Origin of the sequence: Mesorhizobium sp. M0047, assembly GCF_040323315.1 — a bacterium.
GTDB lineage: Bacteria > Pseudomonadota > Alphaproteobacteria > Rhizobiales > Rhizobiaceae > Mesorhizobium.
On record NZ_JAMYUW010000011.1, the window covers coordinates 134,417 to 150,022 of the forward strand.

18 protein-coding genes are annotated in these 15,606 nt (G+C 61.9%); 5 read left to right on the forward strand and 13 right to left on the reverse strand.

The features are described from left to right. Positions 1 to 12 precede the first annotated feature (12 nt). The 3 genes from NKJ89_RS13345 to NKJ89_RS13355 all read right to left on the reverse strand — a co-directional run bounded on the left by NKJ89_RS13345 (position 13) and on the right by NKJ89_RS13355 (position 3,208). On the reverse strand, positions 13 to 1,278 hold the full coding sequence (locus NKJ89_RS13345; RefSeq protein ID WP_352602967.1) for a hypothetical protein: 1,266 nt from the start codon (positions 1,276 to 1,278) through the stop codon (positions 13 to 15). Positions 1,279 to 1,371: 93 nt separating this feature from the next. Then, positions 1,372 to 2,088, reverse strand: coding sequence for an NUDIX hydrolase (locus NKJ89_RS13350; RefSeq protein WP_352602969.1), 717 nt, complete (start codon positions 2,086 to 2,088; stop codon positions 1,372 to 1,374). Positions 2,089 to 2,095: 7 nt separating this feature from the next. After that, positions 2,096 to 3,208 (reverse strand): endonuclease/exonuclease/phosphatase family protein, encoded by a 1,113-nt coding sequence (locus NKJ89_RS13355; RefSeq protein WP_352602971.1) that lies wholly within the window; start codon positions 3,206 to 3,208, stop codon positions 2,096 to 2,098. Between the two features lie 193 nt (positions 3,209 to 3,401). On the opposite strand from NKJ89_RS13355, the gene NKJ89_RS13360 reads away from it, so the two are divergent. After that, a complete protein-coding gene (locus tag NKJ89_RS13360; RefSeq protein WP_352602973.1) occupies positions 3,402 to 3,998 on the forward strand; it encodes a BA14K family protein in 597 nt (198 codons plus the stop codon). An 82-nt stretch (positions 3,999 to 4,080) separates the two neighbouring features. Here NKJ89_RS13360 and ilvC read toward each other — a convergent pair whose 3' ends face one another. Both ilvC and NKJ89_RS13370 read right to left on the reverse strand, forming a co-directional pair. After that, entirely contained in the window at positions 4,081 to 5,100 is a 1,020-nt protein-coding gene (gene ilvC, locus NKJ89_RS13365; protein ID WP_023757108.1) for a ketol-acid reductoisomerase, read from the reverse strand. Positions 5,101 to 5,119: 19 nt separating this feature from the next. Further along, on the reverse strand, positions 5,120 to 5,776 hold the full coding sequence (locus NKJ89_RS13370; RefSeq protein ID WP_352602975.1) for a TetR/AcrR family transcriptional regulator: 657 nt from the start codon (positions 5,774 to 5,776) through the stop codon (positions 5,120 to 5,122). Between the two features lie 153 nt (positions 5,777 to 5,929). Between NKJ89_RS13370 and NKJ89_RS13375 the strand changes: the two genes are divergently transcribed. Next, positions 5,930 to 6,364, forward strand: coding sequence for an anthrone oxygenase family protein (locus NKJ89_RS13375; RefSeq protein WP_502904127.1), 435 nt, complete (start codon positions 5,930 to 5,932; stop codon positions 6,362 to 6,364). Positions 6,365 to 6,393: 29 nt separating this feature from the next. Here the strand turns inward: NKJ89_RS13375 and NKJ89_RS13380 are convergent, their stop codons facing one another. Beyond that, positions 6,394 to 6,852, reverse strand: a complete 459-nt coding sequence (locus tag NKJ89_RS13380) for a MarR family winged helix-turn-helix transcriptional regulator (RefSeq protein WP_352602977.1) — start codon at positions 6,850 to 6,852, stop codon at positions 6,394 to 6,396. A 144-nt stretch (positions 6,853 to 6,996) separates the two neighbouring features. Here NKJ89_RS13380 and NKJ89_RS13385 point away from each other — a divergent pair, with 144 nt between their 5' ends. Next, a complete protein-coding gene (locus tag NKJ89_RS13385) occupies positions 6,997 to 7,725 on the forward strand; it encodes a glutathione S-transferase family protein (protein ID WP_352602978.1) in 729 nt (242 codons plus the stop codon). 120 nt (positions 7,726 to 7,845) lie between these two features. On the opposite strand, the gene NKJ89_RS13390 is transcribed toward NKJ89_RS13385, so the two are convergent. Beyond that, positions 7,846 to 8,256: a winged helix-turn-helix transcriptional regulator gene (locus tag NKJ89_RS13390; RefSeq protein ID WP_352602980.1), complete on the reverse strand. Its 411-nt coding sequence runs from the start codon at positions 8,254 to 8,256 to the stop codon at positions 7,846 to 7,848. 136 nt (positions 8,257 to 8,392) lie between these two features. Between NKJ89_RS13390 and NKJ89_RS13395 the strand changes: the two genes are divergently transcribed. Then, the gene (locus tag NKJ89_RS13395; protein WP_352602982.1) at positions 8,393 to 9,286 is read left to right on the forward strand and encodes an SDR family oxidoreductase; all 894 of its coding nucleotides are present in this window, start codon (positions 8,393 to 8,395) and stop codon (positions 9,284 to 9,286) included. Between the two features lie 65 nt (positions 9,287 to 9,351). Here NKJ89_RS13395 and NKJ89_RS13400 read toward each other — a convergent pair whose 3' ends face one another. Together NKJ89_RS13400 and NKJ89_RS13405 are read right to left on the reverse strand one after the other, a co-directional pair. Further along, a complete protein-coding gene (locus NKJ89_RS13400; RefSeq protein WP_352602984.1) occupies positions 9,352 to 11,271 on the reverse strand; it encodes a potassium transporter Kup in 1,920 nt (639 codons plus the stop codon). Positions 11,272 to 11,374: 103 nt separating this feature from the next. After that, positions 11,375 to 12,115: a pyridoxine 5'-phosphate synthase gene (locus NKJ89_RS13405; RefSeq protein ID WP_352603078.1), complete on the reverse strand. Its 741-nt coding sequence runs from the start codon at positions 12,113 to 12,115 to the stop codon at positions 11,375 to 11,377. Positions 12,116 to 12,251: 136 nt separating this feature from the next. On the opposite strand from NKJ89_RS13405, the gene NKJ89_RS13410 reads away from it, so the two are divergent. Further along, positions 12,252 to 12,677 carry a SpoIIAA family protein gene (locus tag NKJ89_RS13410; protein ID WP_352603080.1) on the forward strand — a complete coding sequence of 142 codons (426 nt, stop codon included), beginning with the start codon at positions 12,252 to 12,254 and terminating at the stop codon, positions 12,675 to 12,677. On the opposite strand, the gene NKJ89_RS13415 is transcribed toward NKJ89_RS13410, so the two are convergent. The 4 genes from NKJ89_RS13415 to nthA form a co-directional block, all read right to left on the reverse strand. Beyond that, the gene (locus tag NKJ89_RS13415; protein ID WP_023757098.1) at positions 12,670 to 13,797 is read right to left on the reverse strand and encodes an ATP-dependent DNA helicase; all 1,128 of its coding nucleotides are present in this window, start codon (positions 13,795 to 13,797) and stop codon (positions 12,670 to 12,672) included. The two genes, NKJ89_RS13410 and NKJ89_RS13415, sit on opposite strands and share 8 nt — an antisense overlap. Positions 13,798 to 13,984: 187 nt before the next feature. Beyond that, positions 13,985 to 14,344: a nitrile hydratase accessory protein gene (locus NKJ89_RS13420; protein WP_352602986.1), complete on the reverse strand. Its 360-nt coding sequence runs from the start codon at positions 14,342 to 14,344 to the stop codon at positions 13,985 to 13,987. Then, the gene (gene nthB / locus NKJ89_RS13425) at positions 14,331 to 14,990 is read right to left on the reverse strand and encodes a nitrile hydratase subunit beta (RefSeq protein ID WP_352602988.1); all 660 of its coding nucleotides are present in this window, start codon (positions 14,988 to 14,990) and stop codon (positions 14,331 to 14,333) included. The genes NKJ89_RS13420 and nthB overlap by 14 nt, the downstream gene beginning before the upstream one ends. After that, positions 14,987 to 15,604, reverse strand: coding sequence for a nitrile hydratase subunit alpha (gene nthA / locus NKJ89_RS13430; protein ID WP_352602990.1), 618 nt, complete (start codon positions 15,602 to 15,604; stop codon positions 14,987 to 14,989). The genes nthB and nthA overlap by 4 nt, the downstream gene beginning before the upstream one ends. Positions 15,605 to 15,606 lie beyond the last annotated feature (2 nt).

A 15,606-nucleotide genomic window follows, 5' to 3' on the forward strand; every position in this document is an offset into this window, starting at 1 on the left:
CGCTGTCGACAGTCAAACGTCTCCTCCCGTCGATTCAAGATAGAATTGTTGGTGATAGTATATAAATTTGTCGTCTTCAAAGAGTGTCCCTGTCAGCCAAACACCCATTTGCCAGTTTGTTGGTGCACCCCAGACTGGATCGTCTTCGATCGTCAAGGAAGCAATGCGTTTCTTCAGGAGATCGATTGCCTCGGCATTTGAAGAGAAACTGGGGGGTTGATAGCAATAGGCAAACCCTCTGTTTGACGTTTCGGCCATACTAATGTTCAGAATATTTACTGGCGAAAGGTGAGATATGTAGCTTATCCACTTGCTTGGGTCGCGCGGCCAACTGGCCTCCGAAACATCACTGGTGAATGGGTAAAACGCAGGAGTGTTGACCGTACTCCGGCTTGCGGGTCCGATGGGCTTGCTGCCGCTTCGATGCATCATTCCATAATCCGGCCACTCAGAGCCGATCCACGGCCCAATCCCTTTCAATTTGCCACCGTCGTCACGCGAAAAATTGGCCTCCTTGATAGACTCGCGGAGTTCGGCCAGCGACTTGTAGTCCGGGATCATCCAGTATTTCGGACGCTCGGCAGGCCAGTATTTTCGTACATTGGCGCGATACCCCTCCGGAATAAGCGAGCGGCTATAGGCCCAGCATGACCGACCAAAGGCCGGATAAATCTTCGTGAGCCCCATTTTTTCCACAACATCCCGGGGCTGCGCGGAATGGTATTGTTCGCGCGTGACCAGATTTGGCTGACCGTTCTGCCGGAAGGCGTCGAATTCGGCGCGCGTAGCCTTTTCGACTGAGGCTTTGCTGAAACTCATCAGCGAGTGCGGGCTGTGATAGGCTTCATCGACCATGTAGGCCATGCCGAAGCCCAGCGTAGCGGCGTCGTCGTAGACGACCATCACCGGCACGAAATCCGCCGGCACACGACCGTCCGCGCTCGTATCGCCGTGACATGCGTCCGGCACCCGGACCACGAGGCCTTTGCCATCGCTCATACGTCGGCCATAAACGGTCGGCACCAGGCCAACTTCGCGTGTGCTCGACCCATCTTTGTAGCCGATGCCGCGAACGTTGCAGCCGACGACGATGTCAAAATGCTGCGGCTCACCGCGATAGGTTACATCGACCTTCAGGCGGAAATAGGTGCCGCGATCAAGATGGGTTTCCTCCGTATAGCTCCAGCGACCGGTCAGGATCTGCCCGCTCGTCGTCATTGTCGCCCAAAGGGCAATGAGCAGGACCAGCCCACCAAGGAAGAGCGCAAGCTTTCGCATATATGCATCATGGCGCACAGAGGTTAACCGCGGGTCATAAAGACCGGGAAAGTTGCTCAAGCTACAGCGTACAAGTTAGTCACGTTGGCCCAACTACTTCCCGCCAGAAAAATGCCAATCGATCAGCGGCTTCATGTGCGGCGACAGCCCTTTCGGCAGGTCGGCGGCATCACGGATGATCACCGGTCCCTCGATCTCCGGATCGATTTCGGTGGCGACGAAGGCGGAGATGCGGCGCGCGATCTCATCGGCGGGCGCCGTCGCGTGATAGCGGCGGAAGATCACCGTTCCGCTGTTGGTCGACAGGGCGTGGTAGCGCTTGCCGCGTTCGGCACCCGACAGGTCGAGGCCGGTTTCCTCGCGCACCTCGCGGATCATGTTGAAATCGACATCGACCAGCCCATCGCGAAAATCGAGCGGCTCGAACGAGCCGGCGGCGAAATAGACGCGGCCGGCATTGACCGTGTGCGTCCCCATGCGGATCGCCACCAGCGCATTGTCGCCGGCCACCAGCACGGCATGCGCATAGGCATGCTCGGCGCCCGAATTCTCGCGCCGTTTTCGCCATAGCAGGAACGTCGAGTAATTGACCGCATGGCAGCGGCCGACGAGACGGTTGTCGCGGTACGCGAGTTGCGACAGCAACACCACTATGCCGTCGAACAGCGCCGGATTGGCGGCGATTTCGCGCTGCCAGTTCTCGGCGATGGCCTCTGCATTGTCCCAAGCGAAGGGATGCGGGCGGGGATCGAGCCTGACGTCGACGGCGTCGACCGGCAGGATGACATTGCGCGGCAGGTCGAAACTCATGGGCGTATCAAACGATGTCCAGGGTGATGGCCACCGGACAATGGTCCGACGCCTTCGGCCGATCCCAGCCGGCGCGCGGAAAGCGATCGACCTCCTGGCCGGGTGGGAAAATCGTGCGCCAGGGCTGGCCGTTGCGGATGATGTCGGGAACAGCCGTAGCATTGCTGGCGGCGAGCCCCTTCGACAGCAGGATATAGTCGAGCTGGCACAGATGCCGCTCTTCCGGTCCGCGCGTGTGATAAAAACTCCAGCGGTCTATCTCGGGCCGCCGCTCGACGACATTTTCGCAGAAGCCGCCCGCCGTCAGCACGTTGATGCAGGATAGGGTCTCGTCGATCACCTCGAAGCGGTAGCCGTCGATCGCATCGCCGGCGACCATTACGCGTTGCCGGTAGTCATTCATGTCGCCACAGATCGCCCAGCGCTTGTCGGCGGCATGGTCCTTGCCGAAGCGCTCCTCGATGATCCGCCGCACGGCCTGCGCCTCGGCGATGCGGACCGGCATCGTCGCCTCACGCCCGTCAAACCCGTTGCGCGGCGAGCCCATCGACTTGAAGTGCACGAGATAGAGCGTCAGCGGCACGCCGCCCACCGTGATGTCGATTTCCAGGCAATCGCGCCGGAAGATGCGCTCATTGGCCTGGTTGCCAAGTGCCGCCAACTCCGGCGTATGCAGCCCGAACTGCTCGTAGGTGACATAGGCGTGGCTGGTCATGCGCACGAATTCGATCGGCTGGCCGTGCGCGGTTTGGTTGCGCATCATCACGGCAACGTCGATGCCGCGCGAATCATTGCCCGATGTGATGTATTTCTGCCGGTAGCCTTGTCCCACCATCTTGAACAGGTAACCGTATTCGAAGGCCTTCAGCGCCTCGATATTGTCGACCTCCTGCATGCAGACGATGTCGGCGCGGGTGGCCGCGATTGCCAGTGCCGTCAACTGGCGCGTGTCGTCGGACTGGGCGATGGCGCGTGCCTGCTCCAGCATCTTGTATTCCGCCTCGCTCTGGATATCGAACAGCGCCAACGTTCGATCTTCGTTGAGCTGGTTGCGATAGCCGGAAAAATCGAACCTGTTCATCAGGTTCTCGACATTGAAAGTGGCAAGGCGCAGCGACATGCCATGACCTTTGCCCGCAAGCGCTGCAGAAAACAAGGTTGCAGGACCACCTCCTAGGGAGACCGGTTGGTCCTGGGGGCATACGCGCCGTGGTTGACCGGAACCTTTCCGTTCATCCGCCGTTCAGATGCAAACATCCACATTAGGCCCATTCCTCGGGTAGGCGTGGGGCCTGTACCTCTTGGAGAGTGCAATGAATTCGCTCTTTTCGTCCACGATAACATCAGGACTGGTAGCGCTCAGTATCCTCTCCGGCACCACGGCACCGTCCGCTGCCGGCCCGATCATACAGCCGACACTGTCGATTCCCACCAGCACGGCGGCACCGGCGGTCACCCCGGTCCGCGAGGAATGGGCGGGCGGCAACAACCGTCCGTTCTACAGTGATAATTGGAGGTGGCGCCGCCATGATGGGCGTCGCCACTGGAACCGTGACAACTGGGACCGCGGCAACTGGAATGGATGGAACCGCGGCAACTGGAATGGCGGAGATGACTGGCGTTGGCGCCACGGTCGCCACCATTATCGCGGCGGCCGCTATTACGATGATGGAGCGGCCGCGATCCTGGGCCTTGGGCTGGGGCTCGGCCTCGGCAGCATGTACAACAACTACAACTACTATGACAGGTACTATGTCAGGCCGGCGCCGCGCCATTATTACCGTGCAGGACGGCTTTCGAGCGCCCATGTCCAATGGTGCTACAACCGTTATCGGTCGTATCGCGCCTGGGACAACACGTTCCAGCCGTATAGCGGCCCGCGCCAGCAGTGCTACTCGCCCTATAGCTGAGCTGCAGCCGACCTACCGGCAGGATAAGGAAACGGCGCCTCGAGGCGCCGTTTCCGATTCCAGCTGTATGTGCTGATTTCGCTTAGTTTTTCGCCTTGTCGACCAGCTTGTTCTTCGAAATCCAGGGCATCATCGCGCGCAGCTTGGCGCCGACTTCCTCGATCTGGTGGCTGTCGTTCATGCGGCGGATGCCCTTGAAGCGAGACATGCCGGCGCGGTATTCCTGCATCCACTCCGACGTGAACTTGCCGGTCTGGATGTCCTTCAGCACGCGCTTCATCTCGGCCTTGGTCTCGGCGGTAATGATGCGCGGACCGGAGACGTATTCGCCCCATTCGGCAGTGTTCGAGATCGAGTAGTTCATGTTGGCGATGCCGCCTTCATAGATCAGGTCGACGATCAGCTTGACCTCGTGCAGGCACTCGAAATAGGCCATTTCCGGCGCGTATCCGGCTTCCACCAGCGTCTCGAAGCCGGCGCGGATCAGTTCGACCAGGCCGCCGCACAGCACGACCTGCTCGCCGAACAGATCGGTCTCGCATTCCTCGCGGAAATTGGTCTCGATAATGCCCGAACGGCCACCGCCGACGCCGCAGGCATAGGACAAAGCCAGATCGAGCGCATTGCCCGAAGCGTCCTGGTTGACGGCGACCAGGCAGGGCACGCCGCCGCCCTTCTGGTATTCGCCGCGCACGGTATGGCCGGGACCCTTGGGCGCGATCATGACGACGTCGACGGTCGACTTCGGCTCGATGAGGCCGAAATGCACGTTGAGGCCGTGCGCGAAGGCGATCGCGGCACCGTCGCGGATGTTCGGCGCGATCTCGTTCTTGTAGATGTCGGCCTGCAGTTCGTCAGGCGTTGCCATCATCATCAGGTCGGCCCATTTGGCGGCGTCGGCCACGCTCATCACCTTGAGCCCATCGGCCTCCACCTTCTTGGCGGTCGCCGAGCCAGCCTTGAGGCCGATTGCGATCTCCTTGGCGCCGGAATCCTTGAGGTTGAGCGCATGCGCCCTGCCCTGGCTGCCATAGCCGATGATGGCGACCTTCTTGCCCTTGATCAGGTTGAGATCGGCATCACGATCGTAATAGACGCGCATTTTGTCTTCCTTCCCGTTTTTATGAATCAGCCTTGCGGCCGGTTTTTGCTCCGAAAAGAGCGAGAAACTGCTGCGTCGCCCGCGCGGCATCGCCGCCGATCGCCGCCTCAGTCAATTCCAGCCGGTCGCCGAGCAGCAGACGTATCTGCACGTCACGGGCGACCAGCCCGAAAAAGGTGCGGAACGCCGTTTCGGCATCCGCGAAGTCGAGCCACCCGGCCTGGCGACCGGCCTCAAGGACAGGCTTCAACCGCTTGGCCAGCGCGAAACGGCCATTCTCCAGCACCACGGCGCCGAGATTGTCCTTTCCCGATCCGGCATGGCCGACCGCCACACGATTGAGCGCGATCGAGGTGTCGCTCGAAATTACCTTCAGCCAGTCGGAAGCAAAGCGTTCCAGGCTTGCCGTCAGCGAGTCCAGATCGAGCCCCTTGCCGTCGACCGGCGCCACCCGCACTTTCGAAGCCTGCCACTGCACTGTCGCCGTCAGCAATCCATCACGATCGCCGAACCATTTGTAGAGCGTTTCCTTGGAGCAACTCGCACGGCGTGCCACGGCTGTCATGGTCAGTTGGTCGCCCTCCTCGACCAGCAGCCGCAACGCCGCGTCGAGAACGGCCTTCTGCCGCTCTGTCAGCGCTTGGCTGTTGTCGACCTCGGGCAGGATGTGCAACACGCTCTTCTCTCAAAGGCAAGGCTGACCGGTTATCCCCGGCCGGCCGTACCGTACGTTACGGTTCGCCTAATCTATGGCGCATTGTTTTGAGCCTTGCAAGCCCTATTTCTGTCTGCACGGCATCAGCGCCGGACGGCTTGCGCGGGAAAGAAGATGCTGATCGGGTTGCTTGCCTTGACGGTTGCCGCCGCGTTCTTCGGCGCTGCGATCTATGTCAGCGTCGCCGAGCAACCGGCGCGGCTTCGTCTCGATGACAAGGCGCTGCTGCAGGAATGGCAGCCTTCCTACAAACGAGGCGCCGCTATGCAGGCGTCGATTGCCATTGTCGCCTGCGTTCTCGGTCTGGTTGCCTGGTGGCAGGCCGGCGGTCTCGCCTTTCTGGTTGGCGCCGTGTTGATCATCCTGCCCTGGCCGTGGACGCTGATCGCCATGATGCCGACCAACAGGGTGCTGGAGGCGATGGACGCAGGCGCCGCCAATCCGCAAGCCAGGTCCCTGATCGTCAAATGGGGCAATCTGCATCTGGTTCGCACCGCACTTGGCGTGCTGGCGACGCTGGCGTTTCTCTGGGGCAGCCATCTGGCCTGATCTCGCCAAGCCGGCTCGCCGCCGTGGCATCAGTCTGCGGCGGGCGGATGACGCAACCGTCCGAGCAGTGCTGAGACCATGGTCAACTCTTCGGCCGAGAGTTTGGCGCCGACCAGTTCGGATATCGATCGTCCGTAGACAGCCCACATTTGACGACGCGTCTCGCGGCCCTTGGCCGTGATGCGGATGGTCTGGCCGCGACCGTCATCGGCCACCGGCAGCTTCTCCACAAGCCCATCGGCCTCCAGCCGCGCCAGCAGCCGGGAGATATTGTATTGCGCGAACAGAGTGCGCTCGATCAGCTGAAACGGCCGCAGCCCGCCCTCGCCCGCCTCGGCGAGCTCATGCAGCACGTCGTACCAGGCAAGCGGCGGCAGGCCAGCGGCCTTCAACGCCTCTTCAGCGCTTTCCATCAGCTGGCGCGAAACGCGCATCAGGCGGGCCCAGGCCTTGATGGCTTCGGGCGAAGGCGCGGCTTTCTCGGTCATGGCCCAGCATAGGCAATAGATGCAATTGCATCAAGCTCGACGATCGATGCGTATGCATCTAGATAGATGCAATTGCATTAACTATGGAAAGCCAACCCGATGAAACACGAAATCTGGAAACTCACCGAAATTGGGGAAAGCGAAATGGCCAATAAACTCATCCTCGTCAGCCATCATCTCTGCCCCTATGTGCAGCGCGCCGCGATTTCACTGGCTGAAAAGGGCGTGCCGTTCGAACGCGTCGATATCGACCTTGCCAACAAGCCGGACTGGTTCAGGGCGATCTCGCCGCTCGGCAAGGTGCCGCTGCTGCGCGTGCAGCGAAATGGCGAGGAAACGGTGGTCTTCGAGTCGGCCGTCATCCTCGAATTCCTCGAAGAGACGCAGGCCAATCCTCTCCATCCCGCCGACCCCTATACCCGCGCTCGGCATCGTGCCTGGATCGAGTTCGGCTCGGCAACCCTAAACGCCATCGGCCGGTTCTATTCAGCGTCGACCGAGGCCGGCTTCCTTGCCGAATCCGGTTCATTGTCAGCGATGTTCGACCGTGTGGAGGCCGAGTTGGCGGAATGCATACGGAACGGACCATGGTTCGCGGGTGAGCGCTTTTCGCTCGTCGATGCCGTCTACGGCCCGATCTTCCGTTACTTCGATGCCTTCGACCGGATCGGCGATTTCGGCATTCTTGACCGCAAGCCGCTCGTCCGGGCCTGGCGCAAGGCGTTGAGTGAACGGGCGTCGATCAAGCATGCCGTGGCGCCGGACTACCCGCAAGGCCTGGGTGCCTTCCTGCAGGCAAAGGGATCGTACCTTTCGAGCCTCATTGGCCGAAGCGATCCGGCCACTTCGCCTCTGCAAGCCCGATCCGCCTGAACGGATCGATCACGGTTCCAGCCACCATCGAGGCGAGGAAAGCCGAATGGCCGGGACAATCCTTCAGCGGCCGGACGAAATCAGGTTGCGGATCGGGCTTTCTCCGGCTGACGGACCGGCTCAACATTGGGCGGCATCAAAATCGGCGCGCGCTGCCCGCACCGCATCGTGGTTGAGTTCGGCCCACAGAATCAATTGATGAAAGACGCCGAACATCGAGCGCCCGAGATCGGTCAGGCTGTATTCAACACTCGGTGGTTTGGTCGGGAACACCTCACGATGGACATAGCCATCGCGCTGCAAATCGTGCAGCGTCTGGGTCAGCATGCGTTGCGAAATATCGGGCACCAGGCGCCTCAACTCGCCGAAGCGATAGGGTCTTTCAGCCAGCGCCATCATCAGCAGCGATCTCCATTTGCCGCTGACGCCCTGGATGACATCGCGAACTGGACAATTGGCGAAATTGCCGCCGCCGGAGATGGCCTTGTAGACCTCCATCTTCGATTTCAGATTGATGACCTTGCCGTCCATGGCTGGTTCCCTGCCTGTGCCTACCTCCCGAAAAACTGCCTTCTTTACGGCGGTGGGTCAATTCCTATTTTAGCGCTGGTCTCTTTCCGAGACCATCACTCGATCCGCCCTTGCGGGCGCAACGTCAGGATCCCCCATGACCGAAACCCTTCTCGTCACCGGCGCCTCCGGCCAGCTTGGCCGCGGCGTCATCAACTATCTCTTGGACACGCACAAAGTTCCGCCGGCAAAGATCATCGCCACCACACGCAATCCAGAAAACGGGGCCGATCTAGCGGCGCGCGGCGTTGTCGTCAGGGCCGCCGATTTCAACGACGCGGCCTCGCTGGAAACCGCATTCAAGGGCGCCGACAAGGTGCTGATCATCTCGACCGGCGATCTCGATCTCAAAAGCGGCAAGCGCCTGAGGCAGCACGAAAATGCAGTCGCGGCGGCCAAGAACGCCGGCGTTTCGCATCTGCTCTACACCTCGATGCCCAATCCGGAGCCGGTGTCGCCGGTCCTGTTTGCCGGCGACCACTACGGCACCGAGCAGGCGATCAAGGCGAGTGGCATCCCCTACACGATCTTCCGCAACGGCTGGTACCAGGAGAACCTGTTCATGGCCCTGCCGCACGCGATCGCCTCTGGACACTGGTATACGTCCGCCGGCGAAGGCCGCATTGCGCACGGCGCACGCGATGACATGGCAGCAGCGATTGCCGCCGGCCTCGCCGGCGCCTCGAACGAAAGCAAGACCTACACGTTGACCGGCCCGCACGCCTACACCACGGCCGAAATCGCCGCCCTGGTGAGCGAGGTCACCGGAAAGCCGCTCAATGTCGTGCAGGTTCCGGATGAAGCCTTGACGGAAGGGGTGAAGGCAGCAGGCGTTCCCGAGGATTTCGCTGACGTCGTCGTGTCGTTCGACGCAAACACGCGCGCAGGCCGCATCGCCATTGTGACCGACGCGATCGAGACGCTTTCCGGCAGGACGCCAAAGACGTTGAAGCAATTTCTCGAGGCGAACAAAACCGCATTGGCGGGCTGAGGCGGCATTTTCGCCGGTATGGCAGGGCTGTGCTGTCAGGCACAGCCCGTTTGCCAATCGCCTGTTTAGATCGCTACTTGTGTACCGATCTCAACGACACGACCGGTCGGGATCTGGAAATACTCGGTCGCATCGGCCGCCGTGCGCGCCAGGCCAATGAACAACCGGTCCTGCCACACCGGCATGCCTGAATTGGGCGAGGCCTTGAGCGAGCGCCGCGACAGGAAGAACGAGGTCGTCATGATGTCGAACTTCCACCCCTGCTTGCGGCAGATCGCCAGCGCGCGCGGGATGTTGGGCTGCTCCATGTAGCCGAAGGTCAGCGTCACCCGCATGAACAGCTCGTTGACCGTCTCCATCTTGACCCGGTCGCTGTCGGGCACCACCGGCTGAGGCGCCGTCACCACCGAAAGGATGACGTTCTGCTCGTGCAGCACCTTGTAGTGCTTGAGGCTGTGCATCAGCGCGGTTGGCGCGCTGAGCGGATCGCTGGTCAGGAACACGGCGGTGCCCGACACCAGCTGAGGTTTCTTCTTCAACAGATTGCCGGCGAGGAAATCGAGCGGGATTTCGTTGCGGCGGGTCTTGTCGAACAGATAGCGACTGCCGCGCACCCAGGTCCACATGGCCATGATGATAGCGAAGGCCACCGCCAACGAGGCCCAACCGCCCTCGAATACCTTGACGATGTTGGAGGCAAAGAAGCCGATATCGATGAACAAGAACAGCGCCGTCAGCGCGATTGCCGGCCAGAGGTTCCATTTCCAGATACGCGTCATGATCACGAAGAGCAGGGTCGTCGTCACCAGCATGTTGCCGGTCACCGAGATGCCATAGGCCGAGGCCAGCCTGCTGGACTCGCCGAAGCCAACGACAAGCATCATCACCACCAGCGCCAGCAACAGATTGACGCGCGGCATGTAGATCTGGCCGGACTGCTTTTCCGACGTGTGCAGGATTTCCAGGCGCGGCAGCATGTTGAGCTGCACCGCCTGCCGGGTCAGCGAGAAAGCGCCTGATATGACCGCCTGGCTGGCGATCACCGTCGCAGCGGTCGCCAGCACCACCATCGGGATCAGCGTCCAACCCCCGTTCATCTCGAAGAATGGATGGCCGACGACTCCGCCGTTGGCCAGCACGAAGGCGCCCTGCCCGGCATAGTTGAGCAGCAGACAAGGGAACACGATCGCCAGCCAGGCGAGCACGATCGGTTTGCGGCCGAAATGACCGAGATCGGCATAGAGCGCCTCGGCGCCGGTGACGGCAAGGAAGACGGCGCCGACGGTGACGAAGGCAACGTCGGGCGAATTGATCAGAAAGGCGACGATATGGTGCGGGCTCACCGCCCACAGGATTTCCGGGTCGGCGATGATGTGATTGAGGCCGGAAAGGCCAATGGCGAGGAACCACACGGCGGTTACCGGGCCGAACACCAAGCCAACACCACCCGTGCCGAACCGCTGCACCGCGAACAATATGGCCAGGATAACCAACGTCAGCGGTACCACATAAGGCTGGAAGGCAGGCGTGACGACATTCATGCCCTCGACCGCCGAAAGGACCGAGATGGCCGGCGTGATGACGGCATCGCCGAAAAACAGAGAGGCCCCGACGATGCCGATGGCGAGAATGATCGCCGAGCGCGTCGGGAAGCTGCCGCGCGCCAGCGCCATCAGGGACAGCACGCCGCCCTCGCCACGGTTGTCGGCGCGCAGCACGAACATGATATATTTTACAGTAACCGTAATCGTGAGCGACCAGATAATCAGCGACAACACACCAAGGATGTCGCCACGATCGGCGACATCGCCGCCGGACGAGGCGTGCAAAGCTTCGCGAAAGGCGTAGATCGGGCTGGTGCCAATATCACCATAGACGATACCGAGCGCGCCCAGCATCAGGACCTTGGTGCTGTGCTGTTCGACCTCTGGATGGCTTGATTGTTCGACGGGTTCTGCCTCAGTACCAGCATTGGTAAGGGCCATGGACGACACTCCGATAAGCGCGCGGTGCTCTACGCTTGCTGCGATGCAATATCAAGTGCCGTCGGGTAATGGCTGCCATGTCTGTCGCGCGAAGCTGCCATCGCTACCACCCGCAGGCCTTGAGAAATCGCCCCACCGTGCCGGCCATGCCATACTCCAACGCGTCGGCTGTCAACCCGTGTCCGATCGACACTTCGGCCAATGCCGGAATGCGCTTGGCAAGCGCAGGCAGATTGCTAACCACCAGATCATGCCCGGCATTGACCTGAAGCCCGGCAGCAAGCGCTGCATCGGCGGTTTTTCCCAACCTTTCCAATTCCTTGGCCGCCTTGGCGGAATCCGAATGACAGCTTCCATACGGACCCGTGTAGAGCTCGATACGATCGGTCCCGGTATCGCGCGCGGCAGCCACGCAATCGGGGTCCGGATCGGCAAACAGCGACACGCGAAAGCCTCCCTTTTTCAGGCGTTTGACGACCGGAGTAAGGAACGCAGCCTGGGCCGCGAAGTTCCAGCCGTGGTCGGAGGTTGCCTGGGCGGGATCGTCCGGCACCAGCGTCACCTGTTCGGGCTGATGCTTTTCCACAAGTGCCAGGAACTCCTCGGTTGGATAGCCCTCTATGTTGAATTCGGCGCGCGGAAACTCGTCGTCGATCAGCGACCGGATCTCGGGCAGGTCGGAGTGTCTTGTGTGCCTCTCGTCGGGGCGCGGATGCACCGTCAGTCCGTGCGCCCCAGCCTGGAGTGCAATGCGGCCGAGGCCGGTGACGCTGGGCCACGGCAGGTCGCGCCGGTTGCGCAGCATGGCGATGGCATTGAGATTGACGGAGAGTTTTGCGGGCATGGCGATGGCCTCGGAAATCATTCGATGCGCCACCTATAATGCGTTTAGCGGGAACAGTAATGCCTTCGGTGGGAACAGACTGGGGGTTTCGGGTGTTCCAGGAGCCTGATGAATGAGTCCGGGAAAGGACGCACCCATGAATTTTCTCGATGCCGTGCCGGCTATTCGCCGTGTCGAGACCACTCGTGACGACCTTTTAGCCATCGATGTCGTCGGGCACGTTTCCGCGGCCGACGGCGAAAACCTTTTCGGGTTGCTGGAGGCTGCCTATGCCCTCCACCAGCGCATCGACGTGCTGGTGCGCCTCATCGACCATGAGGGCGTCGACTGGGCCGATATCGCGGACGAGACCCTGAAGCAGGGCGCCATCCATGCATTGGAACATGTCGGACGTTGCGCGACGATAGGCGAACCGGATTGGATAGCGGACGCACAACGCTTTCTGCCGTCCTCGCCGCCCATCGAATTCAGGCACTTCAAGATCGAGGACGAAGCCGCGGCCTGGCAATGGCTTGCTGCGCGGCCTGTCGGGGACCGACAGCGTCCCGCCGCCTCTACCTGACGATCGTCAGCCGCTCCGCCGCCCGCGTGATGGCGGTGTAGAGCCAGCGCTGGCGGGTTTCCTTGAAGGCCCAGCTTTCATCGAACAGCACGATCTCGTTCCACTGCGAGCCCTGTGCCTTGTGCACGGTCAGCGCATAGCCATAGTCGAAATCGTCGAATCGCTTCTTCTGCTGCCAGGGGATATCGGCGTCGGGATCCTCGAAAGCCGCCTTGAGCAACTTGATCTTGGCGACGCCGCGATCCGGATCGTCCTCTTCCGGTGAAACCAGCAGATTGATGCCTGGCTTCACTGTCTCGCGCGACGAGGTCATCACCTTCCACAGCGAGCCGTTGAGCAAGCCCTTGGCCGGATCGTTGCGCAGGCAGACCAGCTTGTCGCCGGCCTGCGGATACTCGGCATTGAAGCCTTTGAGCTCGCGCAGCCGCTGATTGTAGCGGCGCCGGGTGCGGTTGGTGCCGACCAGCACCTGGTCCGCCTTCAGCACCAGCTCCTGGGTAACGTCTTCCTTGCCGATCACCTGCGCCGTGCCGTAGTCGCCGCGCATGAACTCGCGGCCCTCGCGCACGTCGAGCGCCAGCCGCAGGATCGGATTGTCGCGCGCCTGCCGGTGAATTTCGGTGAGCAGGAAATCCGGCTCGTGATCGGTGAAGAAACCGCCACCCGAGATCGGCGGCAACTGGCCGGGGTCACCGAGCACCAGGATCGGCGTGCCGAAACTCATCAGGTCGCGGCCAAGCTGTTCGTCGACCATCGAACATTCGTCGATGACGACCAGTTTCGCCCGCGAGATCGGGCTTTGCCGGTTGAGCGAGAAGGTCGGCGACATGGAGGTCTTGCCGGTGACCTCGTCCGACACCGATTCCTCGCCCTTGGGCCTGTAGATCAGCGAATGGATGGTGCGCGCATTGACCGCGCCCTTGGAGCGCAGAACCTGCGCGGCCTTGCCGGTGAAGGCGGCGAACTGCACCTGGCCGTCGACATGTTCGGCGAAATAACGTGCCAGCGTCGTCTTGCCGGTGCCAGCATAGCCGAACAGCCGGAACAGCTGCGGCTTTCCGGTCTTCAGCCAGCGAGCAACCGCTTGCAACGCCTCGTCCTGTTGGGGAGAGAATTCCATCAGCGCGAGAGACCGGATTCGCAAGGGAAAGACAAGACAGCCATCACCACCATCGACGGGTCGGGCGCCTCAGTGCCGCCGACAGGGTCAGGCTATCAGGGGCAAATCAGAACGTAAAGAGAACACACGATCTCGCTCGACGTCCTTGGGACGGGTTGCCGACCTATCGGGTCGGGCCGCCACGACCCTATCGGGCCGGGCCGGGATCGTTCTCCAGCAGGATCGGCTTGCCGTGCGGGGTGGCATGTGCGGCGCGTTCCCAGGACTCGGCCATCGCGTCTACATCCGCCTTGGCGGCCAGTCCTTTCGAGGCAAGCAGGCCCTCCAGCGCCGCCAGCCAATGTTCGTAATAGTCATGGCCGTCAGCCGCGGCGCCTGGGTTCTTCACTTGCGCCGACAGCGCCTGCGCCCATTCGCTCCACGAAAACACACCCTTGTCGTGCAGCGCCACCGTCATGGCGAAGGCTTCGGCCTGCCATGGCTCGGCAAACACCGGGGCATCGATCCCCGGTGGCAGATCTGCGACGACGCCGTCACGCCGGCTCAAGATAGCTCTCCCAGGCGTCGATCGACACGCTCAGTGTCGGGTCGGCCCCCTCGCCCCAAATCTCCAACCCGTCGAAAACCACGGTGTAGACCCATTGCGGGTTTTCGCCGTGCCCATGCGCGTTGCTGTCGGGAAACACAAACCCGCCGCGCACCGCCTCGATCGTTCCATGCTTGCCGCGTGCGTAGCGCGGCAGCCGCGTGTGGCCGGTCGGGTTGAAGTTCTTGGTCCGCACGGCATCGCCGGCCTTGAACCGTGCCGGCTGCGCCACCGCCCGGTCGCAAGGACCGCCCTTGGCCAGCACTGCGGGCACGTTTTCCGCCTTCAGCACCCTTTTTGGTGTCGCCGCCGGATCGACCGCCACGCCTGCCTCGAGATCGCGCTCGCTGACGAAGCCATGGCGCTTGAGCAGGATCTCCAGCGCCTTGATCCAGATCTCGTAGTAGCTGGAGGCATAATAGTCGGCCGGATGCAGCGATTCCCGTGCATGCCGGCTCTCGTCGATATTCCACGCCCCCATGGCGCCGGCAGTCAGCGTCACGCCGAGCGCCCGCCTTTCCCAGGCGGCATGAAAATACGGCTCGTCCTTTTCGGGCGCGACCGGGCCGAACCCCATCTGTCCGCCGAGATCCTGCGGCCCGTTCACGCCGGCTGTCTCGCCAGGCCGGTGCCGATCATCGCGTCGCGGCTCACCAGTTCCGCCAGCCGCTCCTCGCTCCAGCCCTCGGTGCCCGCAGGCCGCATCGGTACGACGAGGTAGCGCAGTTCCGCGGTCGAATCCCAGACGCGGATCTTCTTGTCCGCCGGCAGCGTCAGCCCGAATTCCTCCAGCACCCCGCGCGGATCGATGACGGCGCGCGACCGATAGGGCGGGGCCTTGTACCAGACCGGCGGCAGACCGAGCACCGACCACGGATAGCAGGAGCACAGCGTGCAGACGACGAGGTTATGCGTCTCCTCGGTGTTGAAGACAGCCTGCATATGTTCGCCCTGACGGCCGGCATAGCCGAGCGATCCGATCGCCGCCGTCGCATCGCGTTTCAGCCAGTCGGCAAAGTCCGCGTCGGCCCAGGCCCTGGCCACCACCCTGGCGCCGTTGCGCGGCCCGATTTTTGTTTCATAGGTGTCGACGATGACGTCGATCGCCGCCGGATCGATCAGCCCCTTTTGAGTGAGGATGGTTTCCAGCGCGCGCACGCGGGCGGCAAACGGATCGAGTTCGTTGTCGTGGTCGTGGTCATGGTCATGGTCGTGGGACATGG